Annotated in this window: 22 protein-coding genes, 1 tRNA gene and 2 pseudogenes; 15 read left to right on the forward strand and 10 right to left on the reverse strand. The window is 58.5% G+C overall.

The features are described from left to right. Positions 1–68: 68 nt before the first annotated feature. Complete coding sequence (locus J7E36_RS07270; RefSeq protein ID WP_215001349.1) at positions 69–2,030, reverse strand: glycoside hydrolase family 55 protein; 1,962 nt, start codon at positions 2,028–2,030, stop codon at positions 69–71. A 306-nt stretch (positions 2,031–2,336) separates the two neighbouring features. Between J7E36_RS07270 and J7E36_RS07275 the strand changes: the two genes are divergently transcribed. From J7E36_RS07275 to J7E36_RS07315, 9 genes and pseudogenes are all read left to right on the forward strand, one after another. Next, on the forward strand, positions 2,337–3,161 hold the full coding sequence (locus J7E36_RS07275) for a substrate-binding periplasmic protein (RefSeq protein ID WP_215001351.1): 825 nt from the start codon (positions 2,337–2,339) through the stop codon (positions 3,159–3,161). 9 nt (positions 3,162–3,170) lie between these two features. Next, positions 3,171–3,530: a DUF4398 domain-containing protein gene (locus J7E36_RS07280; RefSeq protein ID WP_215001353.1), complete on the forward strand. Its 360-nt coding sequence runs from the start codon at positions 3,171–3,173 to the stop codon at positions 3,528–3,530. After that, positions 3,527–4,336 (forward strand): OmpA family protein, encoded by an 810-nt coding sequence (locus J7E36_RS07285; RefSeq protein ID WP_215001355.1) that lies wholly within the window; start codon positions 3,527–3,529, stop codon positions 4,334–4,336. Before J7E36_RS07280 ends, J7E36_RS07285 begins: the two co-directional genes overlap by 4 nt. Before the next feature lie 195 nt (positions 4,337–4,531). Next, on the forward strand, positions 4,532–5,974 hold the full coding sequence (locus J7E36_RS07290; protein ID WP_215001357.1) for a PLP-dependent aminotransferase family protein: 1,443 nt from the start codon (positions 4,532–4,534) through the stop codon (positions 5,972–5,974). 86 nt (positions 5,975–6,060) lie between these two features. Next, complete coding sequence (locus tag J7E36_RS07295) at positions 6,061–6,534, forward strand: translation initiation factor 2 (RefSeq protein ID WP_215001359.1); 474 nt, start codon at positions 6,061–6,063, stop codon at positions 6,532–6,534. Between the two features lie 141 nt (positions 6,535–6,675). Further along, positions 6,676–6,930, forward strand: coding sequence for a YkgJ family cysteine cluster protein (locus tag J7E36_RS07300; protein WP_215001361.1), 255 nt, complete (start codon positions 6,676–6,678; stop codon positions 6,928–6,930). 47 nt (positions 6,931–6,977) lie between these two features. Continuing rightward, positions 6,978–7,587, forward strand: a pseudogene (locus tag J7E36_RS07305) (START domain-containing protein). Between the two features lie 138 nt (positions 7,588–7,725). Continuing rightward, complete coding sequence (locus J7E36_RS07310; RefSeq protein WP_215001363.1) at positions 7,726–7,962, forward strand: hypothetical protein; 237 nt, start codon at positions 7,726–7,728, stop codon at positions 7,960–7,962. A gap of 200 nt (positions 7,963–8,162) precedes the next feature. Next, the gene (locus tag J7E36_RS07315) at positions 8,163–8,504 is read left to right on the forward strand and encodes a ribonuclease E inhibitor RraB (protein WP_003179463.1); all 342 of its coding nucleotides are present in this window, start codon (positions 8,163–8,165) and stop codon (positions 8,502–8,504) included. Positions 8,505–8,602: 98 nt separating this feature from the next. Here J7E36_RS07315 and J7E36_RS07320 read toward each other — a convergent pair whose 3' ends face one another. Beyond that, on the reverse strand, positions 8,603–9,409 hold the full coding sequence (locus J7E36_RS07320; protein ID WP_215001365.1) for a c-type cytochrome: 807 nt from the start codon (positions 9,407–9,409) through the stop codon (positions 8,603–8,605). A gap of 602 nt (positions 9,410–10,011) precedes the next feature. Here J7E36_RS07320 and J7E36_RS07325 point away from each other — a divergent pair. The 3 genes and pseudogenes from J7E36_RS07325 (at position 10,012) to J7E36_RS07335 (ending at position 14,050) form a co-directional block, all read left to right on the forward strand. Beyond that, a pseudogene (locus J7E36_RS07325) lies at positions 10,012–11,062 on the forward strand (acetyl-CoA C-acyltransferase). A gap of 26 nt (positions 11,063–11,088) precedes the next feature. After that, entirely contained in the window at positions 11,089–13,233 is a 2,145-nt protein-coding gene (locus tag J7E36_RS07330; protein WP_215001367.1) for a 3-hydroxyacyl-CoA dehydrogenase NAD-binding domain-containing protein, read from the forward strand. A gap of 85 nt (positions 13,234–13,318) precedes the next feature. Further along, positions 13,319–14,050: an amidotransferase gene (locus tag J7E36_RS07335; protein ID WP_215001369.1), complete on the forward strand. Its 732-nt coding sequence runs from the start codon at positions 13,319–13,321 to the stop codon at positions 14,048–14,050. Between the two features lie 122 nt (positions 14,051–14,172). On the opposite strand, the gene J7E36_RS07340 is transcribed toward J7E36_RS07335, so the two are convergent. The 3 genes from J7E36_RS07340 to J7E36_RS07350 all read right to left on the reverse strand — a co-directional run bounded on the left by J7E36_RS07340 (position 14,173) and on the right by J7E36_RS07350 (position 16,905). Next, on the reverse strand, positions 14,173–15,144 hold the full coding sequence (locus J7E36_RS07340; protein ID WP_215001371.1) for a magnesium and cobalt transport protein CorA: 972 nt from the start codon (positions 15,142–15,144) through the stop codon (positions 14,173–14,175). 135 nt (positions 15,145–15,279) lie between these two features. Further along, positions 15,280–16,002 carry a lysophospholipid acyltransferase family protein gene (locus J7E36_RS07345; protein WP_215001373.1) on the reverse strand — a complete coding sequence of 241 codons (723 nt, stop codon included), beginning with the start codon at positions 16,000–16,002 and terminating at the stop codon, positions 15,280–15,282. A gap of 213 nt (positions 16,003–16,215) precedes the next feature. Then, positions 16,216–16,905 (reverse strand): crotonase/enoyl-CoA hydratase family protein, encoded by a 690-nt coding sequence (locus J7E36_RS07350; protein ID WP_215001375.1) that lies wholly within the window; start codon positions 16,903–16,905, stop codon positions 16,216–16,218. Between the two features lie 306 nt (positions 16,906–17,211). Between J7E36_RS07350 and J7E36_RS07355 the strand changes: the two genes are divergently transcribed. Further along, positions 17,212–17,301, forward strand: a tRNA-Ser gene (locus tag J7E36_RS07355). 426 nt (positions 17,302–17,727) lie between these two features. Here J7E36_RS07355 and J7E36_RS25210 read toward each other — a convergent pair. Next, positions 17,728–17,982 carry a hypothetical protein gene (locus tag J7E36_RS25210; protein ID WP_231286330.1) on the reverse strand — a complete coding sequence of 85 codons (255 nt, stop codon included), beginning with the start codon at positions 17,980–17,982 and terminating at the stop codon, positions 17,728–17,730. Then, positions 17,973–18,167 carry a DUF1778 domain-containing protein gene (locus tag J7E36_RS25215; protein WP_231286331.1) on the reverse strand — a complete coding sequence of 65 codons (195 nt, stop codon included), beginning with the start codon at positions 18,165–18,167 and terminating at the stop codon, positions 17,973–17,975. The genes J7E36_RS25210 and J7E36_RS25215 overlap by 10 nt, the downstream gene beginning before the upstream one ends. Positions 18,168–18,896: 729 nt before the next feature. Here J7E36_RS25215 and J7E36_RS07370 point away from each other — a divergent pair. Further along, the gene (locus J7E36_RS07370) at positions 18,897–19,346 is read left to right on the forward strand and encodes a hypothetical protein (RefSeq protein ID WP_231286332.1); all 450 of its coding nucleotides are present in this window, start codon (positions 18,897–18,899) and stop codon (positions 19,344–19,346) included. A gap of 87 nt (positions 19,347–19,433) precedes the next feature. On the opposite strand, the gene J7E36_RS07375 is transcribed toward J7E36_RS07370, so the two are convergent. The 3 genes from J7E36_RS07375 to J7E36_RS07385 form a co-directional block, all read right to left on the reverse strand. Then, the gene (locus J7E36_RS07375) at positions 19,434–20,249 is read right to left on the reverse strand and encodes a DUF1206 domain-containing protein (RefSeq protein ID WP_215001379.1); all 816 of its coding nucleotides are present in this window, start codon (positions 20,247–20,249) and stop codon (positions 19,434–19,436) included. 84 nt (positions 20,250–20,333) lie between these two features. Continuing rightward, positions 20,334–21,392 (reverse strand): alpha/beta fold hydrolase, encoded by a 1,059-nt coding sequence (locus J7E36_RS07380; RefSeq protein ID WP_215001381.1) that lies wholly within the window; start codon positions 21,390–21,392, stop codon positions 20,334–20,336. A gap of 175 nt (positions 21,393–21,567) precedes the next feature. After that, positions 21,568–21,882 (reverse strand): DUF2388 domain-containing protein, encoded by a 315-nt coding sequence (locus J7E36_RS07385; protein ID WP_215001382.1) that lies wholly within the window; start codon positions 21,880–21,882, stop codon positions 21,568–21,570. 211 nt (positions 21,883–22,093) lie between these two features. Between J7E36_RS07385 and J7E36_RS07390 the strand changes: the two genes are divergently transcribed. Beyond that, positions 22,094–22,885: a MipA/OmpV family protein gene (locus tag J7E36_RS07390; RefSeq protein WP_215001384.1), complete on the forward strand. Its 792-nt coding sequence runs from the start codon at positions 22,094–22,096 to the stop codon at positions 22,883–22,885. Positions 22,886–22,907: the final 22 nt, after the last annotated feature.

Below are 22,907 nucleotides of genomic sequence, written 5' to 3' on the forward strand. Positions count from 1 at the left end.
GCTGGGAAGTCCGATGCCAGATCGTTGGCATCGGACTTTTTTATGCCTGTTGAAAGGGGAGTAGATCCTCAGGGCCAGTTTCTGACCAGAAGACCGTCAGGCCCAACCGTATAATTCAAAGGACGTCCCAGGCCTGGGATAATCGGCTTTCTTCCGAGGCTGTCGAAGTTCTCATTGTCATGGGTCCCGTAGCAGTCAATCGCAACGTTGTTGGCTGACCGATGAGCTGTTGAGCTACCCAGACTTAAAGTGCGTCCTGTGGCCGCTTTATAGGCAGACGCATCGAAAACGCAGTTAACAACACTGACAAAACCAATTTGAGGGGTGTCCAGCGAAATATCATTATCGTTGTAGTTGCTTCCGAGCTTCACGACTACATTGTCAAGGCTCAAACCCTTTAGCTGGGCGTGCCCACCCCAATAGCATCTGAGACGAGTGGCGCTGGAGTCGCGGATATGGATCTCTGATTTTTTGCTACCCATCAAGAAGCCATAAATTGCGTCGGCATCAATCACTTTCAAATGATAATGAACTTTGCTTTGGCGGGTGTCCGCTGCGCCAACGCGCAATACAAATCCGCGCGATGGCGGCATTCTTATTTTTTCAAGCCTGATATTGACGATCTCGGAATCAGCACCGTTGAAAGGGAGGAAAGCATAGTCAAATGAGATGCCACCTTGTGCTGTCGTGGCGTCTACGCCGCTGATAGAGATGTTTCTTGGAGGCAGCAATTTCCGCTGGGGGCTATAGTGGTCTTCGGTGGGAAAACTGATCAGTTCGCAGGCCTGTTTGCTGAAAATTTTTATGTTTCTAATAATAATGTTCGAAGGTAGTGCGTAAGTTTCTGGCTGATCCGCCAGGCCTATAGCGCTGTCGTCAAGGACCAGAATGCATGTGGTTCGCGTCTGCGCTTTATCCACGAACTGAAAAGTGCAGTTCTCTACGATCAGCCTCCCTCGCAGTTCACCATAATCGGTGCGCATGCCCAAGGCACTCCAAGAGCGTGTCATGAACTTGCAGTCGAGTATTTCGATGACGGAGTCGTCGCTGCCCGTACCAAACGAGCAACCTTTTCCATGGAAGACGCAATTTCTGACCTGAATGTCCTGAGCATTGAAGTGACAGTGGAAGGCTTCCAGTTCGGAGTCGGTGACACTGATGTTACGAATGTTATTGCCGTCAATGGTCTTCCATCCGGTATTTCCCGAGATATTAGAGAAGGTTATTTTTAAACACGTATTGAGAATCACGTCATAGACGGCTTTTGGAGAAATTCCTGGCTGGTAAGCCGGCCACCCATAGCCAGGTAAGTTGATGCCGAAGAAGGAAACACTGTAACAATCGTTGCAGCTGGTGAGGGCATAATAAGGGTCGTCGTCAAACACCTTGCAGATACAACGAAAGCCGATCACATCGACCAAATCACGACTTACCTGAAAAATCGGGAAAGTGACCGGCCCTTGGACGTCCATGGACGGTGCCTTGATCCTTAGTCTACTTTGCGGAAGCTTGCGCAATTTGATTTTTGCCGTTGAGGACTTGGAGTAGTCAAAGCTCAGCGGGTAGATCAATCGTCCGTATTTGGTCATCAGTGTGACCGTGCTTTTTTTTTGAGGTGTGTTGGTGTCGCCATTGCGGAAAATATAAATATCGTCACTGGATACTACGACAAAACTTTCGGCGTACTCGTCAATGATATCGGCGGGCAGTACGCCACTGAGATCTGTGCCCAGATAATTCAGCCGCGCGGGGTCAAAATCGCCCTTGGCACCAGAAAAACTCAGCTGTTTGCGCTGGTCTGGATGTTCCATGATCGCAAGGCCACCGGACTCCAAGATCAAATGAGCGTTGGCAAAGTCAACGTCTGTATAGATCAGGACTCGCTGTTTTATCAGAAACTGACCCGATGCAGAAATGGCTTTGTTTTCAAGGAAGGCGGCATCGGAACACTGTTGAAATGCGAGGGTGTCGTCGGTTATACCATCGCCCACGGCCCCGAAATCCCGAACATCAAGATGGGAGTTATTCATTTTTCTGTTCCTCACGTTTTTTGTTGTTCACACTACGTAGGATCCGGTGATCGGTTACCTGTCAGCGGAATCTACAGCGTAGATGAGGGGTGATTCGCAAGGGAGTCTTCAGTGTTACGTCAAGTTTCCGACCGGCATCCAAGATGGAGCGCTCGTTTGAGTTGTATCTGGCTGACGTCTGATCTGTGGCGAGGTTTTGTGTTTTTGATACTTGTCCGTGCCCGTGACATTTTCCTCTGGGAACAGAGATCATAACTGCCTAGCGGCATCCGCTTTTTCAAACCGGTATCTGCACAGGATTTAGATATGGACAGGTTTTACATCGTTGCGCTGTCGCTACTGTTGGGTTTGCCTGCGGTCTCTACGCAAGTCCTAGCGCTGGGCAAATGTGAGCGACTGATCGCCACAGGCAGCCCGGATGCGCCGCCGTATCTCTGGCAAGATCCCCAGGACCCCAAGCATCTGATTGGTGCCGGCGCCGATCTGCTGGTGCAAGTTGCTGCGGAGCTGGGGATCAAGATCGAACTGCTTTATGCCGGCAAGCGTGCCCAGGCACTGGACGAGGTGCGCAGTGGACGCATGGACTTGTTCACCGACACGCCTCTGACCACGACCGGGCTCGAAGCCCTGGACTATGTTCATCCTCCATTACTGGAGAACGATTACCTGGTCTGGACCCGCAAGGATTCGACGCTGATCATCAACCGGCCGGAGGATCTTCACGGACATCCCGGCGCCTTGTCGGAAAAGTCTCGTATGACTGCAGGATTCGGCGTTTTTGCCGAGCAGCAATTGTCCCTGACCCGTACACCCAACCTGACCCAGGCCTTTCAGAAATTGCTGCTGGGAGAGGTGGAATACGTCCTCGCAGGGCGCTATTCGGGCCTGGCGATGGCGCAGACACTGGGCATGGCGAACGACCTGCAAGCCGCACCGCAACCGGTGGATAAACCCGGGCTGTTCCTCGCGGTTTCCCATAACTCCGCCTGCAACGACCCATGGTTGCGCGGACAGCTGGCGCAAAAGATGACAGAATTGGCCGCGTCCGGCCTGACGGAGGCTGTGTTACAGCGCAATCTCGAGCGTTGGAACACCCAGTTGCCGCCACCCGTTGGTGCCCCAAAACAGTAGGGAACATTAGTGACTATTCGACCTCTTTTCGCTGCCCTGGCCGTTCTGGCTCTGGCGGGTTGCGCAGCCGATCCGGCGCCGAATGAACAGATCCGCCTGACTGAACAGGCCTTGGAGCAAGCCCGGGCCGTGGGCGCCAACGCCGACGAAGTACCTGAGTTGAAACTGGCTGAAGAAAAGTTCGCCCGGGCCAAATCGAACATGGCCGACGAGTCCTACAAGAAGGCCCGCATGCGCGCCGAGCAGGCTGAGCTGGATGCCCGCCTGGCCGAAGCGAAGGTGCTGACCCTCAAGAGCCAGGAGCAACTGAATGTGCTCGTCACGCGTATCAAGCGCTTGCGCAAACAGCTGAGGGAGGATGCCCAATGAAGCGCTCTCATGTCCTCGGCGGCCTGGTCCTCTCAGGCCTCGCCAGTCTGTATGGTTGCGCGGGCCAGCGCAGCGAAGCTGCGCTTGATCAGGCCAGCGCCGATTTCCAGAAGGTCAAGGAAGACGCCAACGTATTGCGTGCCGCCCCCAAGGATGTGATTCGCGCCGGTGAGTCCCTGGCCCGCGCCGATCGCCTGTCCACCTACTGGGGCAGCGGTGAAGATGTGCAGCACTACGCCTACCTGAGCCAGCGCTACAGTGCGATCGCCCGGGAGCACAGCAATCAGGTGCTCAACGAAGAGCGCGCTGCCAAGCTCGAGCTGGAGCGCCAGCGACTGCAATTGGCTTTGCGCGAGTCCAAGCTGCTGAGCGTGCAGCAGCAAGGCAAGTGGCTTGAAGAACAGATCATGGCAATGGCCACCACCCAGACCGATCGGGGGCTGGTGATGACGTTGGGGGATGTGCTGTTCGACACTGGCGAAGCCGAGTTGAAGAACTCGGCCAATCGGGTCGTGCTGAAGATCGTGCAGTTCCTGCAGCTCAATCCCAAGCGCGTGGTGCGCATCGAAGGCTATACCGACAGCACCGGCGGCAGGCAGGAGAACCTCAAGCTGTCCCGTGACCGCGCGCAGGCGGTGGCGGATGTGCTGGTGGACCTGGGCATTGAAGAGAAGCGCATCCAAGTCGAAGGCTACGGCGATGAATACCCGGTGGACGTCAACGCTTCCGAGCGTGGCCGGGCCCAGAACCGTCGTGTCGAGATCGTGTTCTCCGACGAAAAAGGCCAGCTCGGCGCCGCCCGCTGAGGGCGGCGTCACTGGAAAACCCGGCCCTTCAAAGGTGCCGGGTTTTTTTAGCCCTGCGAATAGGGAGTCAGTACAGTTGGGGCTGTCACTGCACTGTACGGTCGAGTAATCTGGCAACTGTCCCAGTACACTTCTAAACTGTTCCGGTATCGTTTCCCACAAGAATAAAATGCCCGTGAAATCGAGTGCTGCGTCATGACCAACCTCCTGCTCTATCAGCGTATTGCTCAACAGTTGGCCGAAGACATCCGCCGCGGCGTGTACCAGCCCGGTGAACGTGTGCCTTCGGTGCGCAAGATGAGCTCGCAGCTCAACGTCAGCCACGCCACCGTGTTGCAGGCCTACGCGAACCTTGAAGACCAGGGCCTGATTCGCGCGCGGCCGCAATCGGGTTACTACGTGCACCAGACGCCGGCCCTGACGGCGCCGACGCCGGACATCGCACGGGTCGAGCGCCCGGGGCTGGTGACCCGCAGCAGCATCATCCAGCAGGTGTTGGTCGAGTCGCGTCGCGAAGGGGTGTTTCCCTTGGGGGCGGCCGTACCAAGCGTTGATTACCTACCAGTGCGGGCCTTGCACCAGCAGTTGGCGAAGGTCACGCGCTTCCACAGCCCACGGGCGTTCAGCTACATGTTCAGCCCAGGCTTCGAGCCGTTGCGCCGCCAGGTGGCGATTCGGATGCGTGATGCCGGCGTGGTGGTGGATCCCTCCGAGGTGGTGATTACCCACGGTTGTGTCGATGCCCTGCAAATGTCCTTGCGCGTACTGACCCGGCCAGGGGACCTGATCGCCGCCGAGTCGCCGACCTACTACGGGCTGTTGCAGCTGGCGGATCTGCTGGGTCTCAAGGTCATTGAGATTCCCAGTGACCCGGTTACCGGCATGAGCCTTGAAGCGTTGCAACTGGCGGCCAACCAGTGGTCGATCAAGGCGCTGGTGCTGACCACGCGCCTGAGCAACCCGTTGGGCGGGACCATGCCCGAGGAGCGCCAAAAACAACTGCTGCGCCTGGCGTCGGATTTCGACATCCAGATTGTCGAGGATGATATCTACGGCGAGCTGATGTTCGAGCAGGGGCGCACCAAGGCCCTCAAGGCTTACGACCGGCTGGACCGGGTCATCTACTGTTCGAGTTTTTCCAAGACCTTGTCGCCGGGCGTACGCATTGGCTGGATGATCGCGGGGAAATTCCAGCAGGAGATACAGCGGCTCCAGACCTTCAGTACCCACTCGGCGTGCAGCGTCACGCAGATGGGCATTGCGGCGTACCTGGAAAATGGCGGCTACGACCGGCACTTGCGCCATATCCGCCAGGAGTATCGCAAGAACCTCAGCGCGTTCCAGTTGGCGGTGCAGCAATACTTCCCCGAAGGCACGCAAATGAGTCGTCCCACTGGCGGGTTCATCCTGTGGGTCAGCCTACCGGGGCGGGTCAACACCCAGGAGTTACATGTCCGGGCGTTGCAACAGGGCATCAGCATCGCCCCAGGGTTGATCTTCAGTAATACCGAGCAGTTCAACCATTGCATCCGTCTGAACTGCGGCACGCCCTGGAACCGCGAGGCAGAGCGGGCGTTGATGACATTGGGGCTATTGGCCACCCAGTTGTGCCAAGAAACGGCGAACGGTTTTTTATAGAAATCAATGGTTTAACCTGATTTGCTTGTCAGCGCCTCATTATCAGGCGAGCATGAGGGCTTCTGCCGTAACTGCCATTGTGTTTTATGAAAACCATTGCCCCTGCTGCCTGGGTTTTGATCGGCCTGCTGAGCGCGTTCCATACGCAAGGTGTCGTGGCGGCTTCGGTGCAGGAGAAAACGCTCTCCAGCGCTACCAGAGAGACGTCGAAAAAAACCGCGGAGACCAAAAAGGCTCCTGCTAAAAAAACAGCCCCGGTCAAGAAGAAACGCGCGCCCATCACTTCCAAGAGCAAATCCGCCCATGAGGTCGCCAAGACCCCATTGCCGCCGGCCAGGCTGGACTTGAGCCTGCCCCGTGAAATGGTCGAGCAATTGCAGCCACCGGGTAAGGTCGTGTCGCCCAAGCACGAGCCGCTATTGCCGTCGATGTTCGACCAGAAACCTGGCCCCTTCCAGCTCAACGGCCGATTGCTGAGCAACGAGATGCAGCTGCCGCTACGCAATCCGGAGCGCAGTGAAGTGGAAGGCGCTGCGCTGGAATTCGAATTCAAGCAATGATCCATCATGCAGTTTGTCGCTGACCGTTGGGTCATCTGCGCTGCGGACGAAAAAACCCCCGGACGGTAATTTAAAACAGGTGTTTTAGCCGTTACTCTGTGTTCTGTTAGCAACCATTACCATCGTGAGGATGTTGTCGTCATGAAGTGCCGTGAGGGCTGTGGCGCCTGCTGCATCGCCCCTTCCATCAGCTCGCCGATCCCAGGCATGCCCCAAGGCAAGCCGGCGGGAGAACGTTGCGCGCAGTTGTCGGTCGATAATCTGTGCCGGATTTTCGGCCAGCCGCAGCGTCCTGCGGTGTGCTCGGCGTTCGATGCCGACGTCGAAGTCTGCGGCAGCAGCAGTGAGGAAGCCATCCGCTTGATCGGTTGGTGGGAGCAGGTCACCGCTGCGTAATGGGGCAATGTCGCAATTCAAACGAACGAACAATAAGGAAAAAAATTATGGGTTCGCTGCATCGTATGGCCGTGTTGTGTGGGTTGACTGTGTTGATGGCAACCGCAACCGCCCAGGCGCAAGACTGGCAGGTTGCCAAGGAGCAGGACGGCATCAAGGTTTCACTCAGCGAAGTGACCGGCTCCAAGTACAAGGCCTATCGCGGCGTGACCGTGATGAAAACCACCATGGCCAAGCTGCGCGCGCTACAGGAAGACGTCGCTGGCGCCTGTGCCTGGATTCATGAATGCAAGAGCCAGAAGCTGCTCAAGCACGAAGGCAATCAGAGCTGGACCTACAACCCAGTTCAACACGCCGTGGCCTGTAACGTCCCGCGACTCGGTGCTGGAAGTCACCACCGAGGAGGGCGCCGATGGCAGCCTGACCCGCAAGCTCAAAGGCGTGCCCACCTACCTGCCGGAAGAAAAAGGCTTTGTGCGGGTTGCCCAAGTCGACGGCTATTGGAAATTCACGCCCAAGGGGGCGGACCAGATCGAGGTAACCTACCAGGTCCACACCGAGCCAGGGGGCGATGTCCCGTCCTGGTTGGCGAACAAGTTCGTGGTCGATGCGCCGTTCAATACCTTGAAAGCCCTGAAGGAACGCGCCGAGAAATAACCGCCGCTGGCTTCCCACGAGACCGCCCATGAGGCGGTCTTTTCATGCGCGCCGTCCAACCACCCGGTGGAACGAATGTTCAGGCCTCAATGTCGAGATAAAGGTAATCCAGGCCCTGAATCGATCAAGGAGACACCGATGCAAAAGTGGGAAATCACTTTCGTGGATGATCATGGCGAAGCCATCGCCGAGCAGTTCGACTATGACCAGGAGCCCACGATGGAGCAGGCGGCACAACTGATTCGCGAGCGGCTGCTTCCGGTGCCCGCCAAGCTGGATCTCAATGACCTGGAAGGGCGTACCGAAGACCCGACGGTCAAGAGCCTCAAGTCCCAGCACAGCATCGAAATCATCAGCATTACACCGATTTCATGAAATCCTTGGCTGGCCTCGCTTGGCAGCGGCCCTCACTTGAAGCTACTCTGCAATCGAGATCAGCGAAAGGATCACCAAGGTCCGGTCTTGTCAGCTACATGCTTGTGTCCCGACGGCAGTTTGAGGCCGTAGCGCATGCGACCTGCGGGTGGCGTGCACGGGAAGACGGAAAGTCTATCCATCAGTTAGGAGGACGATTCATGAGCACAGCCTATCAAGAAGACATCAGCACCAGCGTGTTGCGCCGCATGAAAGAAGGCGGTTTCGATTTCTCCCGATTCCATCCCATCGAGTTCTACGCCATTTTCCCGGACGAGGAGCGGGCGCGCAGGGCGGCAGGTCATTTTCGGGGGGAATCATTGAACGCGCAGATCAGTGCACGGGACGACGGGGCCTGGTCGCTTGAATTGAGCCGGGTGATGTACGCGACCTACGATGACATCGGAGACTTCGAGCAAGACTTCGAGGCGGTCGTCGAACCCTTGGGTGGCGTGATCGAAGGTTGGGGGGTCAAGCAGGAGATCCGGCGGCTGCAAGCCTGATCGTTCACCCCTGCAACCAGAATAACGGCTGACCCATGGGTCGGCCGTTTTCATGTGTGAGGCAAGCCGCCATGGAGGCAAGGCGTGCCTGCGATGGCTTATTGGCCTTGCTTACGTCCCGCCATGTGCTTCAGATAGCCCACCAGCAGGTCCAGCTCCGAGTCCGGTAACACCGTCGCCGAAAACCCTGGCATCTTGCCTTGGGGCCAGCGACGCAGGCCCTGCGGGTCGCGGATGTAGCGCTTGAGGAAATCCCCGGAGAAGTATTCGGTCGGATTGAAGGGAATGTTCAGGTCAGGACCGAACTGCGCATCACCTGCGCCATTGAGCCGATGACACGCCAGGCAATGCTTCTGGAGCAATGCGAAACCCTGGTTGACCGGATCGTCCTTGGCGAGATTGGGTGCCGGCAGCAGGGCGGGGAAGCGTTCGGCCACCGACCGCAGTCGTTTGATGGTGGCTACCGCGTACGGCCATTGTTCGGGGCTGATATGGCCGGCCTGAGGATCGGTCCAGACCAGATAGAACGGCCCGGCACTGGACTTGCCCTCACCCAGCGACGGCCAAGGGTTCGCCGGGTCTTCAATCGCCAACCAGGCTTGGGCACCGCTGCTGTTGAGCAGTGGCGCGGCCGGCATCTCGGCAGCGAAGCCGTCCAGGGCAATGGCCTGCAAGTGGTCGGTGGGCTGGACGCCTTTCAGTAGCGCGGCCAGCGGCACGGCGCGATAGCTCATCGGTTTCTTGTAGGACACGTCCTCGGGGATCTGGACCGTCCGGGCTTCGGGGTGCTTGAGCAGCGCTTCGGTTTGCCAGGTGCGCGCGTTCTCACCCAGTTCCAGCACCAGCTGCGCGGCGTACAAGGGCGTACTGAGCAGCAACGCCCCGAGCATGATGAGAGCTTTCAAGTGGGGCGCTTTCCATGTCGAGGAGGGCAGCAAAGATTGGCACAGCCACCGCGACTCGAACAGCGAGCCCAGCACATTTTTGGCGATACGCACTTGAAGAAATGCGGCGGCGCGTACGACCTAGCCGATCACCTTGGTGATATTCGGCAAAATCAACAGCAGCGTCGTGGCAAAGAGAATGAGCCCCGCTTGACGAACTTTCGAATGTTTGAACATGGCTGACCCGCCTTTATTGTTATTTCCTGAGGCCAGCCTGCATATCCATGACGGCTGGCGTTGCACTTCCTGTCTGACAAGGGGTCTCGGCAAAACCCGACGACATGCTTGTACAAGGTTTACATTAGGGGCCGCAGCCGCATTGGCTTAGATCCAATTCATATCAATCGTATGTCTCTCGCTATAAAAAAGGCATGAGGCCTATTGCCATCTGCTTGCAGGCCCTTTTGCTAGACGGCTTGCCTTCCTGAAACGGTTAACCCGATAGCTCACTACCGTTCGTCTGAGCGTGGCCGTCAGCCTCATTGAGCATTGCGGTCATTGAATCAGTGACCGCTGGGCTTATGGTGGAGATCTCGTATTACGCCCCGTGGCTAGAGGATGTCATGACCCAGGCTTTGATTTTCGATGCATTGCGTACGCCGCGTGGCAAGGGCAAGGCTGATGGTGCCTTGTACAGTGTCAAGCCGGTAAGCCTGGTGGGCGGGTTGCTCAGCGCCTTGCAGCAGCGCATGCGCCTGGACACCCGTCAGGTTGACGACATCGTGCTGGGGTGTGTGACGCCCGTGGGCGAGCAAGGCGCCGATATCGCCAAGACCGCTGCATTGATAGCCGACTGGGATGTCAGCGTCGCGGGTGTGCAGCTCAACCGGTTCTGGCCACTTCATTCCCCAGGGTATCGGTGCCGATCTGATCGCCACCCTGGAGGGCTTCAGCCGCGAGGACGTCGATGCCTACGCGCTGCATTCCCAGCAAAAAGCCGCACGGGCGCGGGCTGACGGTTCGTTCGACAAGTCTCTGGTGGCTGTAAGGGACCAGAATGGCATTGTGTTGCTGGACCACGATGAATTCATCCGCACCGACGCCACGCTCGAAGGCCTGGGCAAACTCAGGCCGAGTTTCGAAGCCGTGGGCCAGATGGGCTTCAACGGCACCGCGTTGCGGGTCTACAGCCATGTCGAGCGAATCAATCATGTGCACACGGCGGGCAACAGCTCCGGGATCGTCGACGGTGCGGCGCTGATGTTGATCGGTTCCGAGGCCAAGGGGCGCGCGCTGGGCCTGCAACCTCGGGCGCGCATTGTCGCTACGGCCGTTACCAGCACCGAACCGACCATCATGCTCACCGGCCCGGCGCCAGCCACCCGCAAGGCCTTGATCAAGGCCGGATTGCGGATCGAGGACATTGACCTGTTCGAAGTCAACGAAGCATTCGCTTCAGTCGTGCTCAAGTTCATCAAGGACATGGCCATCGACCCCTCCAAGGTCAACGTCAACGGTGGCTCCATCGCCTTGGGGCATCCCTTGGGCGCCACCGGGTGCGCAATCCTCGGCACCTTGCTCGATGAGTTGGAAGCCCGGCGCCTGCGCTATGGCCTGGCGACCCTGTGTGTCGGCGGCGGCATGGGCATTGCCACTGTCATTGAACGCCTCTGAGCCCTGACTTCAAGGAACACTTTTTCATGACCGATGCCATCCGCTACGAAACCGGCGACGACCGGATCGTCGTCTTGACCCTGGACTTGCCGGGCCAGAGCGCCAACACCATGAACGCGGCCTACCGCGAGGCCATGGCAGCCTGCGTGACCCGATTGGTCGCTGAGAAAGATTCAATCGCCGGCGTGATCATCACCTCGGCCAAGCAAACCTTCTTCGCCGGCGGTGACCTCAACGAACTGGTCAAAGTCGGTAAACCCGAGGCCCAGGCGTTCTATGAGAGGGTTCTGGGGCTCAAGGCGCAACTGCGCACTCTGGAAACCTTGGGTAAACCGGTGGTGGCGGCGATCAACGGCGCGGCGCTGGGCGGAGGCTGGGAAATCTGCCTGGCCTGTCATCATCGCGTGGCGCTGGATCACCCGTCGGTGCAGATCGGCCTGCCGGAAGTCACCCTCGGCCTGCTGCCGGGCGGCGGCGGGGTGGTGCGGATGGTTCGCCTGCTCGGTCTGGAAAAGGCGTTGCCGTATCTGCTGGAGGGGAAAAAGATCCATCCACAACAAGCGTTGCAGGCGGGCTTGCTCGACGAATTGGCACAGGATCATCACGAGCTGCTGGCCAAATCCAGGGCCTGGATTCTTGCCAACCCCAGCGTGGTCCAGCCGTGGGATGCGCGGGGCTATCGGATTCCGGGCGGCACACCGAGCGACCCGAAGGTCGCGCAAATGTTGGCGATTGCGCCTTCGATCCTGCGCAACAAGACCCAGGGTTGCCTGCCTGCGCCGGAGAAGATCCTTTGCGCCGCCGTGGAGGGCGCCCAAGTGGACTTCAACACCGCGCACCTGATCGAAGCCCGCTATTTCACCGAGCTGACCACCGGCCAGGTGGCAAAAAACCTGATTGGCACCTTCTGGTTCCAGCTCAACGAAATCAAGGCCGGCGGCTCGCGCCCGCAGGGACTTGCGCCCTACCTGACGCGTAAGGTCGGCGTTCTCGGTGCCGGCATGATGGGGGCCGGTATTGCCTATGTCAGTGCCATCGCGGGGATTCAGGTGGTGCTCAAGGACGTCGACCTGGCCTCGGCTGAAAAGGGCAAGGCCCGTTCGGCCGCGCTGCTGGACAAGAAGGTCACCCGTGGCCAGCTTGGCGCCGAGCAGCGCGCCGCGACGCTGGCGCGGATTCACCCCAGCGACAGCGACGCTGACCTGGCAGGTTGCGATCTGATCATCGAAGCGGTGTTCGAAGATCGCCAATTGAAAGCTCAGGTATCGGCCGCCGCCCAGGCCGTGGCGGGGCTCGAAGCGGTGGTCGCCTCCAATACCTCAACACTGCCGATCACCGGCCTGGCCCTGGCAGTGGCCGACCCGACGAAATTCATTGGCCTGCATTTCTTCAGCCCGGTGGAAAAGATGCCCTTGGTGGAAATCATCAAGGGCGCGCGCACCAGCGTTGAGACGCTGGCGCGGGGTTTCGATTTTGTCCTGCAGATCAACAAGACGCCGATTGTGGTCAACGACAGTCGTGGTTTCTTTACTTCGCGGGTGTTTGGCACCTTCACGAACGAAGGTATCGCGATGCTCGGCGAGGGTGTAAGTGCACCGATGATCGAAACCGAAGCGCGCAAGGCCGGGATGCCGGTCGGGCCTCTGGCCGTCTCTGACGAAGTTTCCCTCAGCCTGATGAGCCATATCCGCGCGCAAACCGCCCAAGACCTGCGTGCAGAAGGGAAAGAGCCGATTGAGCACCCGGCCTTCGCCGTGATTGACTTGCTGCTCCACGAGTACAAGCGGCCTGGCAAGGCTGCCGGCGCCGGTTTCTATGACTATCCGGCTACGGGGCAAAAACAGCTTTGGCCAACGCTCAAAAGCAGGTTCGAGAAAGTTGACGCGCAGATTTCGCCACAGGATATCCGCGATCGCCTGCTGTTCATCCAGGCGCTGGAAACCGTACGCTGCGTGGAGGAGGGCGTGCTCACCTCGACAGCCGATGCCAACGTAGGGTCAATCTTCGGTATTGGCTTTGCGGCCTGGACCGGTGGTGCGCTGCAGTTCATCAATCAGTACGGCCTGCAGGATTTCGTTGCCCGTGCCCAGTACCTGGCCGAGCAATACGGCGAACGTTTCTCGCCGCCGGCCTTGTTGTTGGAAAAAGCCGCCAAGCGGGAATTGTTCTGACCACCAGTGAGGGCTTGCCTGGGACCGTGTTTCAAGGCAGGCTCTGGGGTGTGCAATATTCCCATCATCGTGTCAGGTATTTTTTATGTCGCTACGCATCTGCATTTTGGAAACCGATATCCTGCGTCCGGAACTGGTCGACCAATATCAGGGGTACGGGCAGATGTTCCAGCGGCTGTTTTCCCAGCAGCCGATAGCAGCCGACTTTATCGTGTACAACGTGATGGAGGGGCACTACCCGGATGATAGCGAGCAGTTCGACGCCTATCTGGTAACCGGTAGCAAGGCCGACTCCTTCGGCACCGATCCCTGGATTCAAACGCTCAAGACCTACCTGCTGGACCGCTATCAGCGGGGCGACAAATTGTTGGGCGTGTGCTTTGGTCATCAATTGCTGGCGCTGTTGCTGGGCGGCAAGACCGAGCGCGCCAGCCAAGGCTGGGGCGTCGGCACCCATCGCTATAAACTCGCCGCCAAGGCGCCATGGATGAACCCGGTGAAGGAAGAGCTGACGCTGCTCATCAGCCACCAGGACCAGGTCACCGAATTGCCCGAAAACGCCACGGTGATCGCCTCCAGCGATTTTTGTCCGTTCGCCGCCTATCACATCAACGACCAGGTGCTGTGCTTCCAAGGCCACCCGGAGTTCATCCACGATTATTCCCGGGCCTTGCTGGACATTCGCCAGCAGCACCTGGGCGAGCAGATCTACAGCCAGGGCATGGCGAGTCTCGACCAGGAACACCACGGCACCACCGTGGCGGAGTGGATGATGCGCTTTGTTGCCCACAAGCCGCAGGCGATGACCCAGGACTGAAACATTGCTGAAGACTCAATGTGGGAGCGAGCCTGCTCGCGATGGGGCCAGCACGTCCAGTGTCGCAGCAGGCTGACCCACCGCTATCGCGAGCAGGCTCGCTCCCACCAGGGCGCGCGCACCTACAACCACCCAGACCGCTTGAAGCTGGCCCACAGCGCGGTGCATCCCACGCCGATAAGGCTCAACACCAGGAAATACCCATAGTGCCAGGTCAGCTCCGGCATGTTCTCGAAGTTCATCCCATAAATCCCGGCCACCGCCGTCGGAAACGCCAGGATCGCTGCCCAGGCCGCGAACTTTCTCTGAACCACGCTCTGGCGCGATGCCTCGAGCAGCACGCCTATTTCGATGGTCTGGCTGGCGACATCTGCCAGCGTTGCCAGGTCTTCCATCTGCCGTGTGACATGAATCTGCACATCGCGGAAATAGGGCGTCATGTTCTTGTCGATGAAGGGGAAGTCCAGCTTCTGCAATTCTTCGCTGATCTCCACCATCGGCGCCGCATACCGGCGCAGACGCAACACGTCGCGGCGCAGGCTGTGCAGATTCTGGATATCGCGCTCATTCAATGCACTGCACAACACATTGCGTTCCAGCTCATCGATCTCGGCGTGAATGGCTTCTCCCACCGGCTGATAATTTTCGATCACGAAGTCGAGAATGGCGTAGAGGACGAAATCCTCCCCATGCTTGAGCAGGATGGGCCGCGCCTCACAGCGTTGTCGGACATGGGCGTAGGACGCTGAGTGGCCGTTACGGGCGGTGATGATGTAACCCTTGCCGGCAAAGATATGGGTTTCGATGAACTGCAGCTTGCCGTCCTTGCGGATTGGCGAGTAGGTGACGATAAACAGCGCATCGCCGAAGGTTTCAAGCTTGGGGCGGCTGTGCTTCTCCATCGCATCTTCAATCGCCAGCTCGTGCAGATTGAATTGACGCTGCAGGTTGGTCAGCTCCTGGGCGCTGGGTTCTTCGAGACCGATCCAGACAAAGTGTCCGGGCTTCGCCGCCCAGGCGCTGCCTTCGTCAAGGGTGATATTGGTGACTTTCTTACCGGCGCTGTAAACCGCAGCAGCAACGACTCTACCCATGGTGGTGATTCACTTCTTATTGGAAAAAATGGCAATGCAGGCGGCATTCAGCTTAGCGCGCCCTATGGCTTGAGAGTCAGCAAAATCCGCCGAGTTTCCCGGGCCAAGGAAAATCCGTCATGGGCGGGTTTGCGCTCAAGCCGTTTGGACTTGCCGGTCCAATGAAGCGATGCAGTCACGCATTTGCTCACGGCATTGGGCGATGAGTTGGGGCATGTCGTCCATAGTCATCCCCGCTGTAGGAATCGGTGGCAGCGAGCGTATGAGAATGTCACCGCTGCGCCAGCGATCGAGGCGCATATGCTTGACGTAATTGCTGACGCACACCGGGACAATCGGCACTCCGGCGGCTATGGCCATCTGGAACGCGCCTTTCTTGAACGGCAACAGGTCTTCGCCAAGGTTGCGCGTGCCTTCGGGGAACACCCAGATCGACGTATCCTCGTGTTGCAACGTATGGGTGGTGGTCAGCATCGACTGGCGCGCCTTGATCGCGTTGCCACGGTCGATCAGCACATTACCGGCCAGCCAGAACAGTTGCCCGAACAGCGGCACCCACTTCAGGCTTTTCTTGCCGATGCACACGGTACGGCGGGGCACCACGTTACCGAACACAAACAGGTCATAGTTGGATTGGTGGTTGGCGATGATCACGCAGCTCTGGGGTTTATTCACCAGCGTGGCCACGTCGGCCCTGAACCGCAAGCGCAGAATCCACATCGCCGGCAGTGCATACAACCTGGCGCATAAACGGCTGTTGTCCGCGTTGAACGGCCGGCAGGCGCCGATGAGCACCCCCAGCACACCCGCCAGAATAAAATTCAGACCCATCAACAACATACGCAGTGCAAACAACATCACAGGCCCCATTGGGACAAAAGGTGGCGCAGTGTACGGATGTGCACTGTTTTCAGCAATTGTCCCTATAGAGGTAGGAGATGGACGATGTTTGTGAAGATGTTTCCCAATAGCGTGACGGAAGCAGGCTAGAGCGGTTGCGGACTTTTAAACGGCGTATGTAGGAAAAAGCCCGACGCTGGGGTCGGGCTTTTCGTTTCGAAAGCAGGCTTGTTAACCCAGGTGCTCCTGATCCAGCAGAATTGCCCTGTCCAGCGTCTCCAGCAGCGCCTTGCGGACTTTCAGCTTGGTGTTCTTGTGGGCGCTCATGTTCAGTTTCTTCAACTGGCGTGCTGCTTCCAGCGCTGCACCTTGCAGTTCTTCAGCCGACACTACCTTGTCGAGGAAACCCGCACCCACGGCGTCCTGCGGGTTGAACATCTCAGCATTGATCACCGAGCGGTGAAACGCCGACTTGCGCAGGCGATCACGGGCCAGCTCAATACCGGCATGGTGCATGGTCATGCCGATCTGCACCTCATTCAGACCAATGCTGAACGGCCCGTCCACGCCAATGCGGTAGTCCGCCGACAGCAGCAGGAACGCCCCTTTGGCCACCGCATGCCCTGGGCACGCGACGACAACGGGGAAGGGGTGCGACAACAGTCGACGGGCCAGCGTCGAGCCCGCCGTGACCAGGCTCACCGCTTGCTGGGGGCCAGCCGTCATGACCTTCAGATCGTAACCGCCCGACAAGATCCCCGGTTGCCCGGTAATGATCACCACCGCCCGATCCGCTGTCGCCTGGTCCAGCGCAGCATTGAACGCGACAATCACATCGGGCGAGATGGCATTCACTTTGCCATTGTTCAAGGTCAGGGTCGCGATACCGTCTTCGAAATGGTAGGCAATCAGGTCGCTCATGACGCTATTCCTTGTAAGAGAAGTGACGCAGACGTTACCCACCGGCGCAGGCCAGGTAAAGCGCCGTGACTGACTCACCGGTCAGCCCCAGGCCCCACAAACAGCCTGGCCTGCCCATCCTGTCCCACCTTCATCCCTGGCACCGCGCCCACACGAACCCGGAGATTGGCCGGTTTGTCATGTCCCGGCGGGTTTGAAATGCCCGAACACCTTAACCGCATGAAAATTCTGAAAAAACCTTTGCCATCGGAAAGCCTTTCGACTACATTAGCGCGCCTCGACAGACTGAACAGTTTGTCGAGATACGGTGAAGTGTCCGAGTGGCTTAAGGAGCACGCCTGGAAAGTGTGTATACAGGAAACTGTATCGAGAGTTCGAATCTCTCCTTCACCGCCACATTCTGCAAACACAAACCCTTGATTTTCCTGGAGAAAGTCGGGGGTTTGTGGTTTTTGGCGTCTGGAAAAAGGGCGATATGGGACTCGACAGCAATTCTGAGTGCTGATTGCGTTGTCTCCAAAGAGCGGTCAGAACGTGTTGCACTAACGGCGTGAGCCGCTGCGCTATAGCTGGTTAAAAATTGCGTCAGGAATTAGCGGAGCGGCAACATTAATGTAACTGGTGAAAGCTCCGGGCACGCTATAAAGCCAGCGTATTTTATATAGAAGTCCGACAGGCGCTCATTAAGCGGGTGGACAATCAACGCGGTAGAGCCAATGGTAGCCGACGCGGTAATTGTTCGTTCAATCGCGTCTTGCAACAAGTCGAGCGCAAAACCTTGGCCTTGAGCTTCGAGGGTAATCCCCATGCGACCCAGGAGTGTCACTGGACGTTCGGGGAGTTGCGTTGGCGGCTCTTTGGAACCACATGCTCGGGGGCAACCGAACCGCTCGACAGCGTGTAATACCCCATGACGATAGGCGTATCCTTGCGGCAGATGACGTAGACCACGGCCTGCTTTGCCGCTTGAGCCTTTCGCGCCTGTCGTAGAAGGTAATCGTTGATCGACTGCATGCCTGAATCGAACTCATCCAGGATGTGGTCATCGTTCAGCTTTTCTGGAGCTCTCAGCTCCACCGTTTGGGCCTTTCGAGAAGTTGTTGCAGGCACTTGTTGCCTCGAATCGGGTTGGCGTCCATGGCCTGTTCGAATGCGTCAAATGCAACATCGTCGAGAAGGAACAGCCGCTTATCCAGAATGACTTCCTCTGCTTTCTGACAAGCAGCTTCCAGGATGAAGCTGGTTCGATCACGACCGGACATTGCCGCTGCCAGATCGATCAGGTTCCGTTTTTTTCGTCCGCTCTCATGTTGATGGAAACGGGTTTGGATCTTTCTACGGTTTCTATGCTTGAGGTGCTTACGGTCATAAGTAGTCCCGCCTTGGAAATGTCTCAGTACTTCGCTTAATGTGATCTTCGTTTGAGAGATCTATCGATTGAGTTTTGAAGCCGTTGAATCGGTTCCAGGGCAACGGTACATCTGCGTGTAGCTGGTTGCTATACGCTGCGCAAGCCCATCGACCCCGCCCAACCCACTTCGTAATCTACATAACAACTGCATTTCAGGCCGGAAAAGCCTCCGCAAGGTTGGCCGCATCCAGCCCGAGGCGAAGCCCATCATGTTCAGACGCTCGCTGCCGCTGAACCATCTGATCCCATCCGTTCGGGCGAGCGACGAAAGTGGTACAGCCTAGAGCGATTCGGGAGCCGGCTTTGTTTTCAAGCGCCAGTCAGAAAGCCCAGGGACGTCCCCAGCTTTCGCCGTTACGCCGGATGGTTATACTCATTCATCAAAACGTACCTCATGGGGGCGTTGTGTGCGTCAAGGAGGGCGCCTGGCATAGCCTGCCAGAGATAAGACCATGCAGAAATACAGTATGAGCGGCGCAGGACTGGAGAAAGTTCATGTCAAAATTGCCAAGCTGATGGCCGAGACGGAAAAATACAATGGGGCTGGACAATGAAAAGGATCTCTCACACCGTTATCGCCTTGACGGCGATCATCGCGTTTTCAACGACCGCCTCTGCTGAGTCGCCTTCCCTCAGTGCTGCTCGCAGCCTGGTTACCCAGGAAAAGATCGGCAGGAATCTGCCTTCCCTCGCACTGTTGGCGGGAAAAAACACGACCACCTACGCAATGATTGCCGAAAAACTGGGTAACGCGCGGGCGAACAGTGCGTTGTCCGAAGAAATCAACGCGTTGTTGCCGCGCTACCAACCCAAGTGGGATGAGAACCTTGCCGTGGCCTATGAGCAGTCGTTCTCCCCGGAGGAGTTGTCATCCCTGGCGACGGAAGGTCGTGCATCGAAGTACGCATCGAAAGTGCGGGAGCGGCAAGCAGAGATCGGTCAATACATGCAGTCGAGTTCCAAGCCGCTCCTGACCGCGCTGGTGTCGGAAGCGCTCAAGGCGGCGCTGACTAAAAGCATCGCCCAATAGCGGGTCAAGCCAATGTGATGGGCGGCGTTGGATTTCTTTGAGCAGGTCCCAGTCCAACAGCAAATCCGCGCAAAGCCTGCGCCGATGCTATCTGTCCGGCACGCCTGGCACGTCCATGTTTATCCTGCGCCAGGCCGCTTCGGAAAAGCTGTAGACCGAGAAAGCAATCAGTCCCAAGGCCATGACCATCAACGCCACTCCGCCGGCCGGCAGATTCTGCACCGCATCGAGGGCATCTTTCATCCCGGGTGGGTCCATGGCTTTGTAGGTCGAACCACTGACGATCAGCAGCAGGGCGATTTCGATAAACACCACCCCTCGTGCAATAAGACCGAAGCGCGACACCGGACGCACATAGCGCATGACGTCTTCGTCTGCTTCAAAGTACTTCTCGAATGACGCCTTCCAGCCTTTGATAATGTGCGCAATGCCCACGCCCAGAGGCACGAGGGCGATGAGGTAGACCAGCACATTCGAGTGGTCCCAGGACAACAGGTGCGCGAGCAGGTCCTGGCTCTGTCCGCCGCCGGAGCCGCCCGAACGTCTGATGCCACTGATGAGCAGGCTCAAGGCAAAGAACGCCAACGCGCCGTTGACCAGGCCGCCGGCCAATAAACCTGCCCGGATCACCCAGCCCTTGAGGTCTTTACCGTGATGGTCGACATCACGGGTGGCTTGCAGCACGCGCCAACCGGCGAAGGCGAGCAGCCCGGCCACCACCAGCGCCACCAGCGCATGGCCGAAGGGTTGGCTGAGCAACATTTCCAGACTCTTGTGGCTGTCCTTCGGGGTGCTCGAATCTTTGGCGGCCAGCAAGGCAAAAAGGCCGATGATCAGGTAAATAACGCCACGGGCGGCATAGCCGCCGCGTGCCAGTAGAACCAGGCTCTGGTGTGGAGACATAAAATCAGCTTCCGTAGACGTGTTACAGAAGCAGACCCGTGGCGCTGCGAGGGGTTCGATTGAAGTTCGGCGTTCAGTACGGCATCAGAGATGATCCGCATCAATCACCGCTTGGGCGAAGGCGTGCGGATCTTCCTGTGGCAGGTTGTGGCCGATGCCGCCGCTGATCAACCGGAACGCGTACTTGCCCGTGAAGCGCTTGGCGTAATCCGCCGGCGCCGGGTGCGGCGCTCCATTGGCGTCACCTTCCAGGGTGATGGTCGGCACGCTGATGGAGGGCGCCGTCGCCAGTTGCTGTTCCAACGCGTCGTAGCGGCTTTCACCCTTGACCAGCCCCAGGCGCCAGCGGTAATTGAATACCGTGATGTCAACGTGGTCAGGGTTTTCCAGGGCCTTGGCGCTCCGGTCGAATGTGGCGTCATCGAACGCCCATTTCGGCGAAGCCGATTGCCAGATCAACTTGGCGAAATCATGGGTATTTTTCTCATACCCGGCGCGGCCGCGATCGGTGGCGAAATAGAACTGATACCACCACTGCAACTCAGCCTTGGGCGGCAGCGGATTCTGCCCGGCCGCCTGGTTGCCGATCAGATAGCCGCTGACCGACACCAACGCCTTGACCCGCTCCGGCCATAGCGCCGAGACGATGTCCGCCGAGCGCGCGCCCCAATCGTAGCCGCCGAGCACCGCGTGCTTGATCTTCAGTGCATCCATGAAGTCGATGACATCGCTGGCCAGGGCGGCCGGTTGACCGTTGCGCAGGGTTTTCGCGGACCGGAAGTGCGTCTCGCCGTAGCCACGGGCATACGGCATCAGCACCCGATAACCCTTGGCGGCAAGCAAGGGGGCCACCTCGTCATAGCTGTGGATATCGTAGGGCCAGCCGTGCAGGAGAATCACCACCGGGCCGTCGGCCGGGCCTGTTTCGGCATACGCCACGTCCAGCAAGCCTGCCTCGATGTGCTTCAGTGGGCCGAACGGCGCGGGCGTCACCTGGGCGGCGCCCGCTTCGGTCGAGGCCGACGGCGCGCCGGTAGCCGATTGCGCGTTGGCCGCGCCGAGTGCGCCGAGCAGGGTGAGGGCCAGAATCGACGAACCGAACAGATGACGCTGGGTCTTGCCGTGCTGCATTGCCTTCTTCATGGTGGTGCCTCCGTTGCGTGCCGTGGTCAGGGGCTCTGGGCGATCCCCTTCAAACCGTGGAGGCATTTGAACGTGGCGAGGTGTCTGGGCTGTGTCGGATTCATGAGCGGGTGAAACATCGTGTACCGGGATATCGTTCAGACACACTGCGATACACGACAGGATGGGAGGATGGTCAAAGCGCCAGGATTGCATTGGCCAGTTGCTGATCGGATACCGAAGGATCCTTGAGCACTTCGCGAATATGGGCAAACGCCGCCTCCACGCGGGCGCCGCGAATGTCGCCGTTGCTGGCGACGAAAGCGGCGGCGTCGTCCTTGGCCGCCAGCACGATCTTGTCGTCCTTGAACGAGCTGCTGGTGCCTTTGCTGGCGCTCATGCTCAAGCTTACGGTGAGGTCGGTGGTCATGACGAAGCTGGTGGCGTGGGCCTGGGTGCCCGTCAGGCAGCACGCCAGGCACAACATGCGAAGCGGGTGTACGGTTTTCATGAAAAGCTCGAAGCGTTGCAAATGGGAAGCGCACCCTAACAAGGGCGAGTCCATGGCAACTTCATGAGCTTTGCAAAGGATTGTTAAAAAGTGCACGGCGCTGCCGGGTGCCCGGGTTTACAGTCTTTGACAATTTCACGACAAAGCTGCCAAAGATTGTCGGCCGACCGCCACCTAGCATGGGCGCATCCCAACCTCATCGGATGTCACCATGTCTATTTCGCTTCGCCTATTGTGCCTGTCTTCCGTTTGCCTGCTGCTCCCGGCCACCGCCCTGCGCGCCGAGGACTGGCATTACAGCTTGCATGCCGGCGCCGCTAGCGCGCCACGTTACAGCGGCGCTACCGAGCGTGCGCTGGTGCCGATGCTCGGAGGAGGAATCACCAGTCCCGGCGGGTTCTTCCTGGACACCGACAAGGGCTTGGGCTGGGCGTTCGATGGCGACGACTTCGGCCTCAGTGTCTATGTCAACGGCAGCGCCTCGCGCAAAGATCGACGTTCCAAATTCAAAGGCTCGGACGAACTCAATGGCATGGGTTCAATCAAGTCGCGCCCTGTGCTGGGCCTGGACGGGACCTACCACCTGGGCGCGGTGATCCTGGGCGCCAACTTTGAACATGCCGCAGAAGAGGACAAGGACGAGCCCGACACCGGATCGGCCTACAATCGTCTGAAATTGAGCCTGAGCCTGCCGCTGTACAAGGGGCGGATGGGCGAGCTGGTGGGCAGTGTCAACAGCCAGTTTGGCGACAGTGATTACGTGCGCACCTGGTACGGCGTCAGCGAGGCCCAGGCGTCGCGCAGCCAATTTCATGCCTACAGTGCCCGTGGCGGGATGTTCAGCCGCGGTGCAGAGTTGACCTGGACGCTGCCGATCGACGAGCGTTGGAGTGTATCGACCGTGGCGACGGTCGATTACCTGGCGAACGACGCTGCCGACAGCCCGATTGTCGAGCGCCGTTTGCAGAGCTCGCTGGCCGCGCAGGTGATCTACTCGTTCTGACGCCTGCGCCTGCCCGGCGCGG

This window comes from Pseudomonas fluorescens, from assembly GCF_018614775.1.
GTDB lineage: Bacteria > Pseudomonadota > Gammaproteobacteria > Pseudomonadales > Pseudomonadaceae > Aquipseudomonas > Aquipseudomonas fluorescens_BY.

Coding starts and splice junctions, on each gene's coding strand:
- J7E36_RS07270 (WP_215001349.1), bottom strand. CDS start 2,030: ATGAATAACTCCCATCTTGATGTTCGGGATTTCGGGGCCGTGGGCGAT.
- J7E36_RS07275 (WP_215001351.1), top strand. CDS start 2,337: ATGGACAGGTTTTACATCGTTGCGCTGTCGCTACTGTTGGGTTTGCCT.
- J7E36_RS07285 (WP_215001355.1), top strand. CDS start 3,527: ATGAAGCGCTCTCATGTCCTCGGCGGCCTGGTCCTCTCAGGCCTCGCC.
- J7E36_RS07290 (WP_215001357.1), top strand. CDS start 4,532: ATGACCAACCTCCTGCTCTATCAGCGTATTGCTCAACAGTTGGCCGAA.
- J7E36_RS07295 (WP_215001359.1), top strand. CDS start 6,061: ATGAAAACCATTGCCCCTGCTGCCTGGGTTTTGATCGGCCTGCTGAGC.
- J7E36_RS07300 (WP_215001361.1), top strand. CDS start 6,676: ATGAAGTGCCGTGAGGGCTGTGGCGCCTGCTGCATCGCCCCTTCCATC.
- J7E36_RS07310 (WP_215001363.1), top strand. CDS start 7,726: ATGCAAAAGTGGGAAATCACTTTCGTGGATGATCATGGCGAAGCCATC.
- J7E36_RS07315 (WP_003179463.1), top strand. CDS start 8,163: ATGAGCACAGCCTATCAAGAAGACATCAGCACCAGCGTGTTGCGCCGC.
- J7E36_RS07330 (WP_215001367.1), top strand. CDS start 11,089: ATGACCGATGCCATCCGCTACGAAACCGGCGACGACCGGATCGTCGTC.
- J7E36_RS07335 (WP_215001369.1), top strand. CDS start 13,319: ATGTCGCTACGCATCTGCATTTTGGAAACCGATATCCTGCGTCCGGAA.
- J7E36_RS07340 (WP_215001371.1), bottom strand. CDS start 15,144: ATGGGTAGAGTCGTTGCTGCTGCGGTTTACAGCGCCGGTAAGAAAGTC.
- J7E36_RS07345 (WP_215001373.1), bottom strand. CDS start 16,002: ATGTTGTTTGCACTGCGTATGTTGTTGATGGGTCTGAATTTTATTCTG.
- J7E36_RS07350 (WP_215001375.1), bottom strand. CDS start 16,905: ATGAGCGACCTGATTGCCTACCATTTCGAAGACGGTATCGCGACCCTG.
- J7E36_RS25215 (WP_231286331.1), bottom strand. CDS start 18,167: ATGTCCGGTCGTGATCGAACCAGCTTCATCCTGGAAGCTGCTTGTCAG.
- J7E36_RS07375 (WP_215001379.1), bottom strand. CDS start 20,249: ATGTCTCCACACCAGAGCCTGGTTCTACTGGCACGCGGCGGCTATGCC.
- J7E36_RS07380 (WP_215001381.1), bottom strand. CDS start 21,392: ATGAAGAAGGCAATGCAGCACGGCAAGACCCAGCGTCATCTGTTCGGT.
- J7E36_RS07385 (WP_215001382.1), bottom strand. CDS start 21,882: ATGAAAACCGTACACCCGCTTCGCATGTTGTGCCTGGCGTGCTGCCTG.
- J7E36_RS07390 (WP_215001384.1), top strand. CDS start 22,094: ATGTCTATTTCGCTTCGCCTATTGTGCCTGTCTTCCGTTTGCCTGCTG.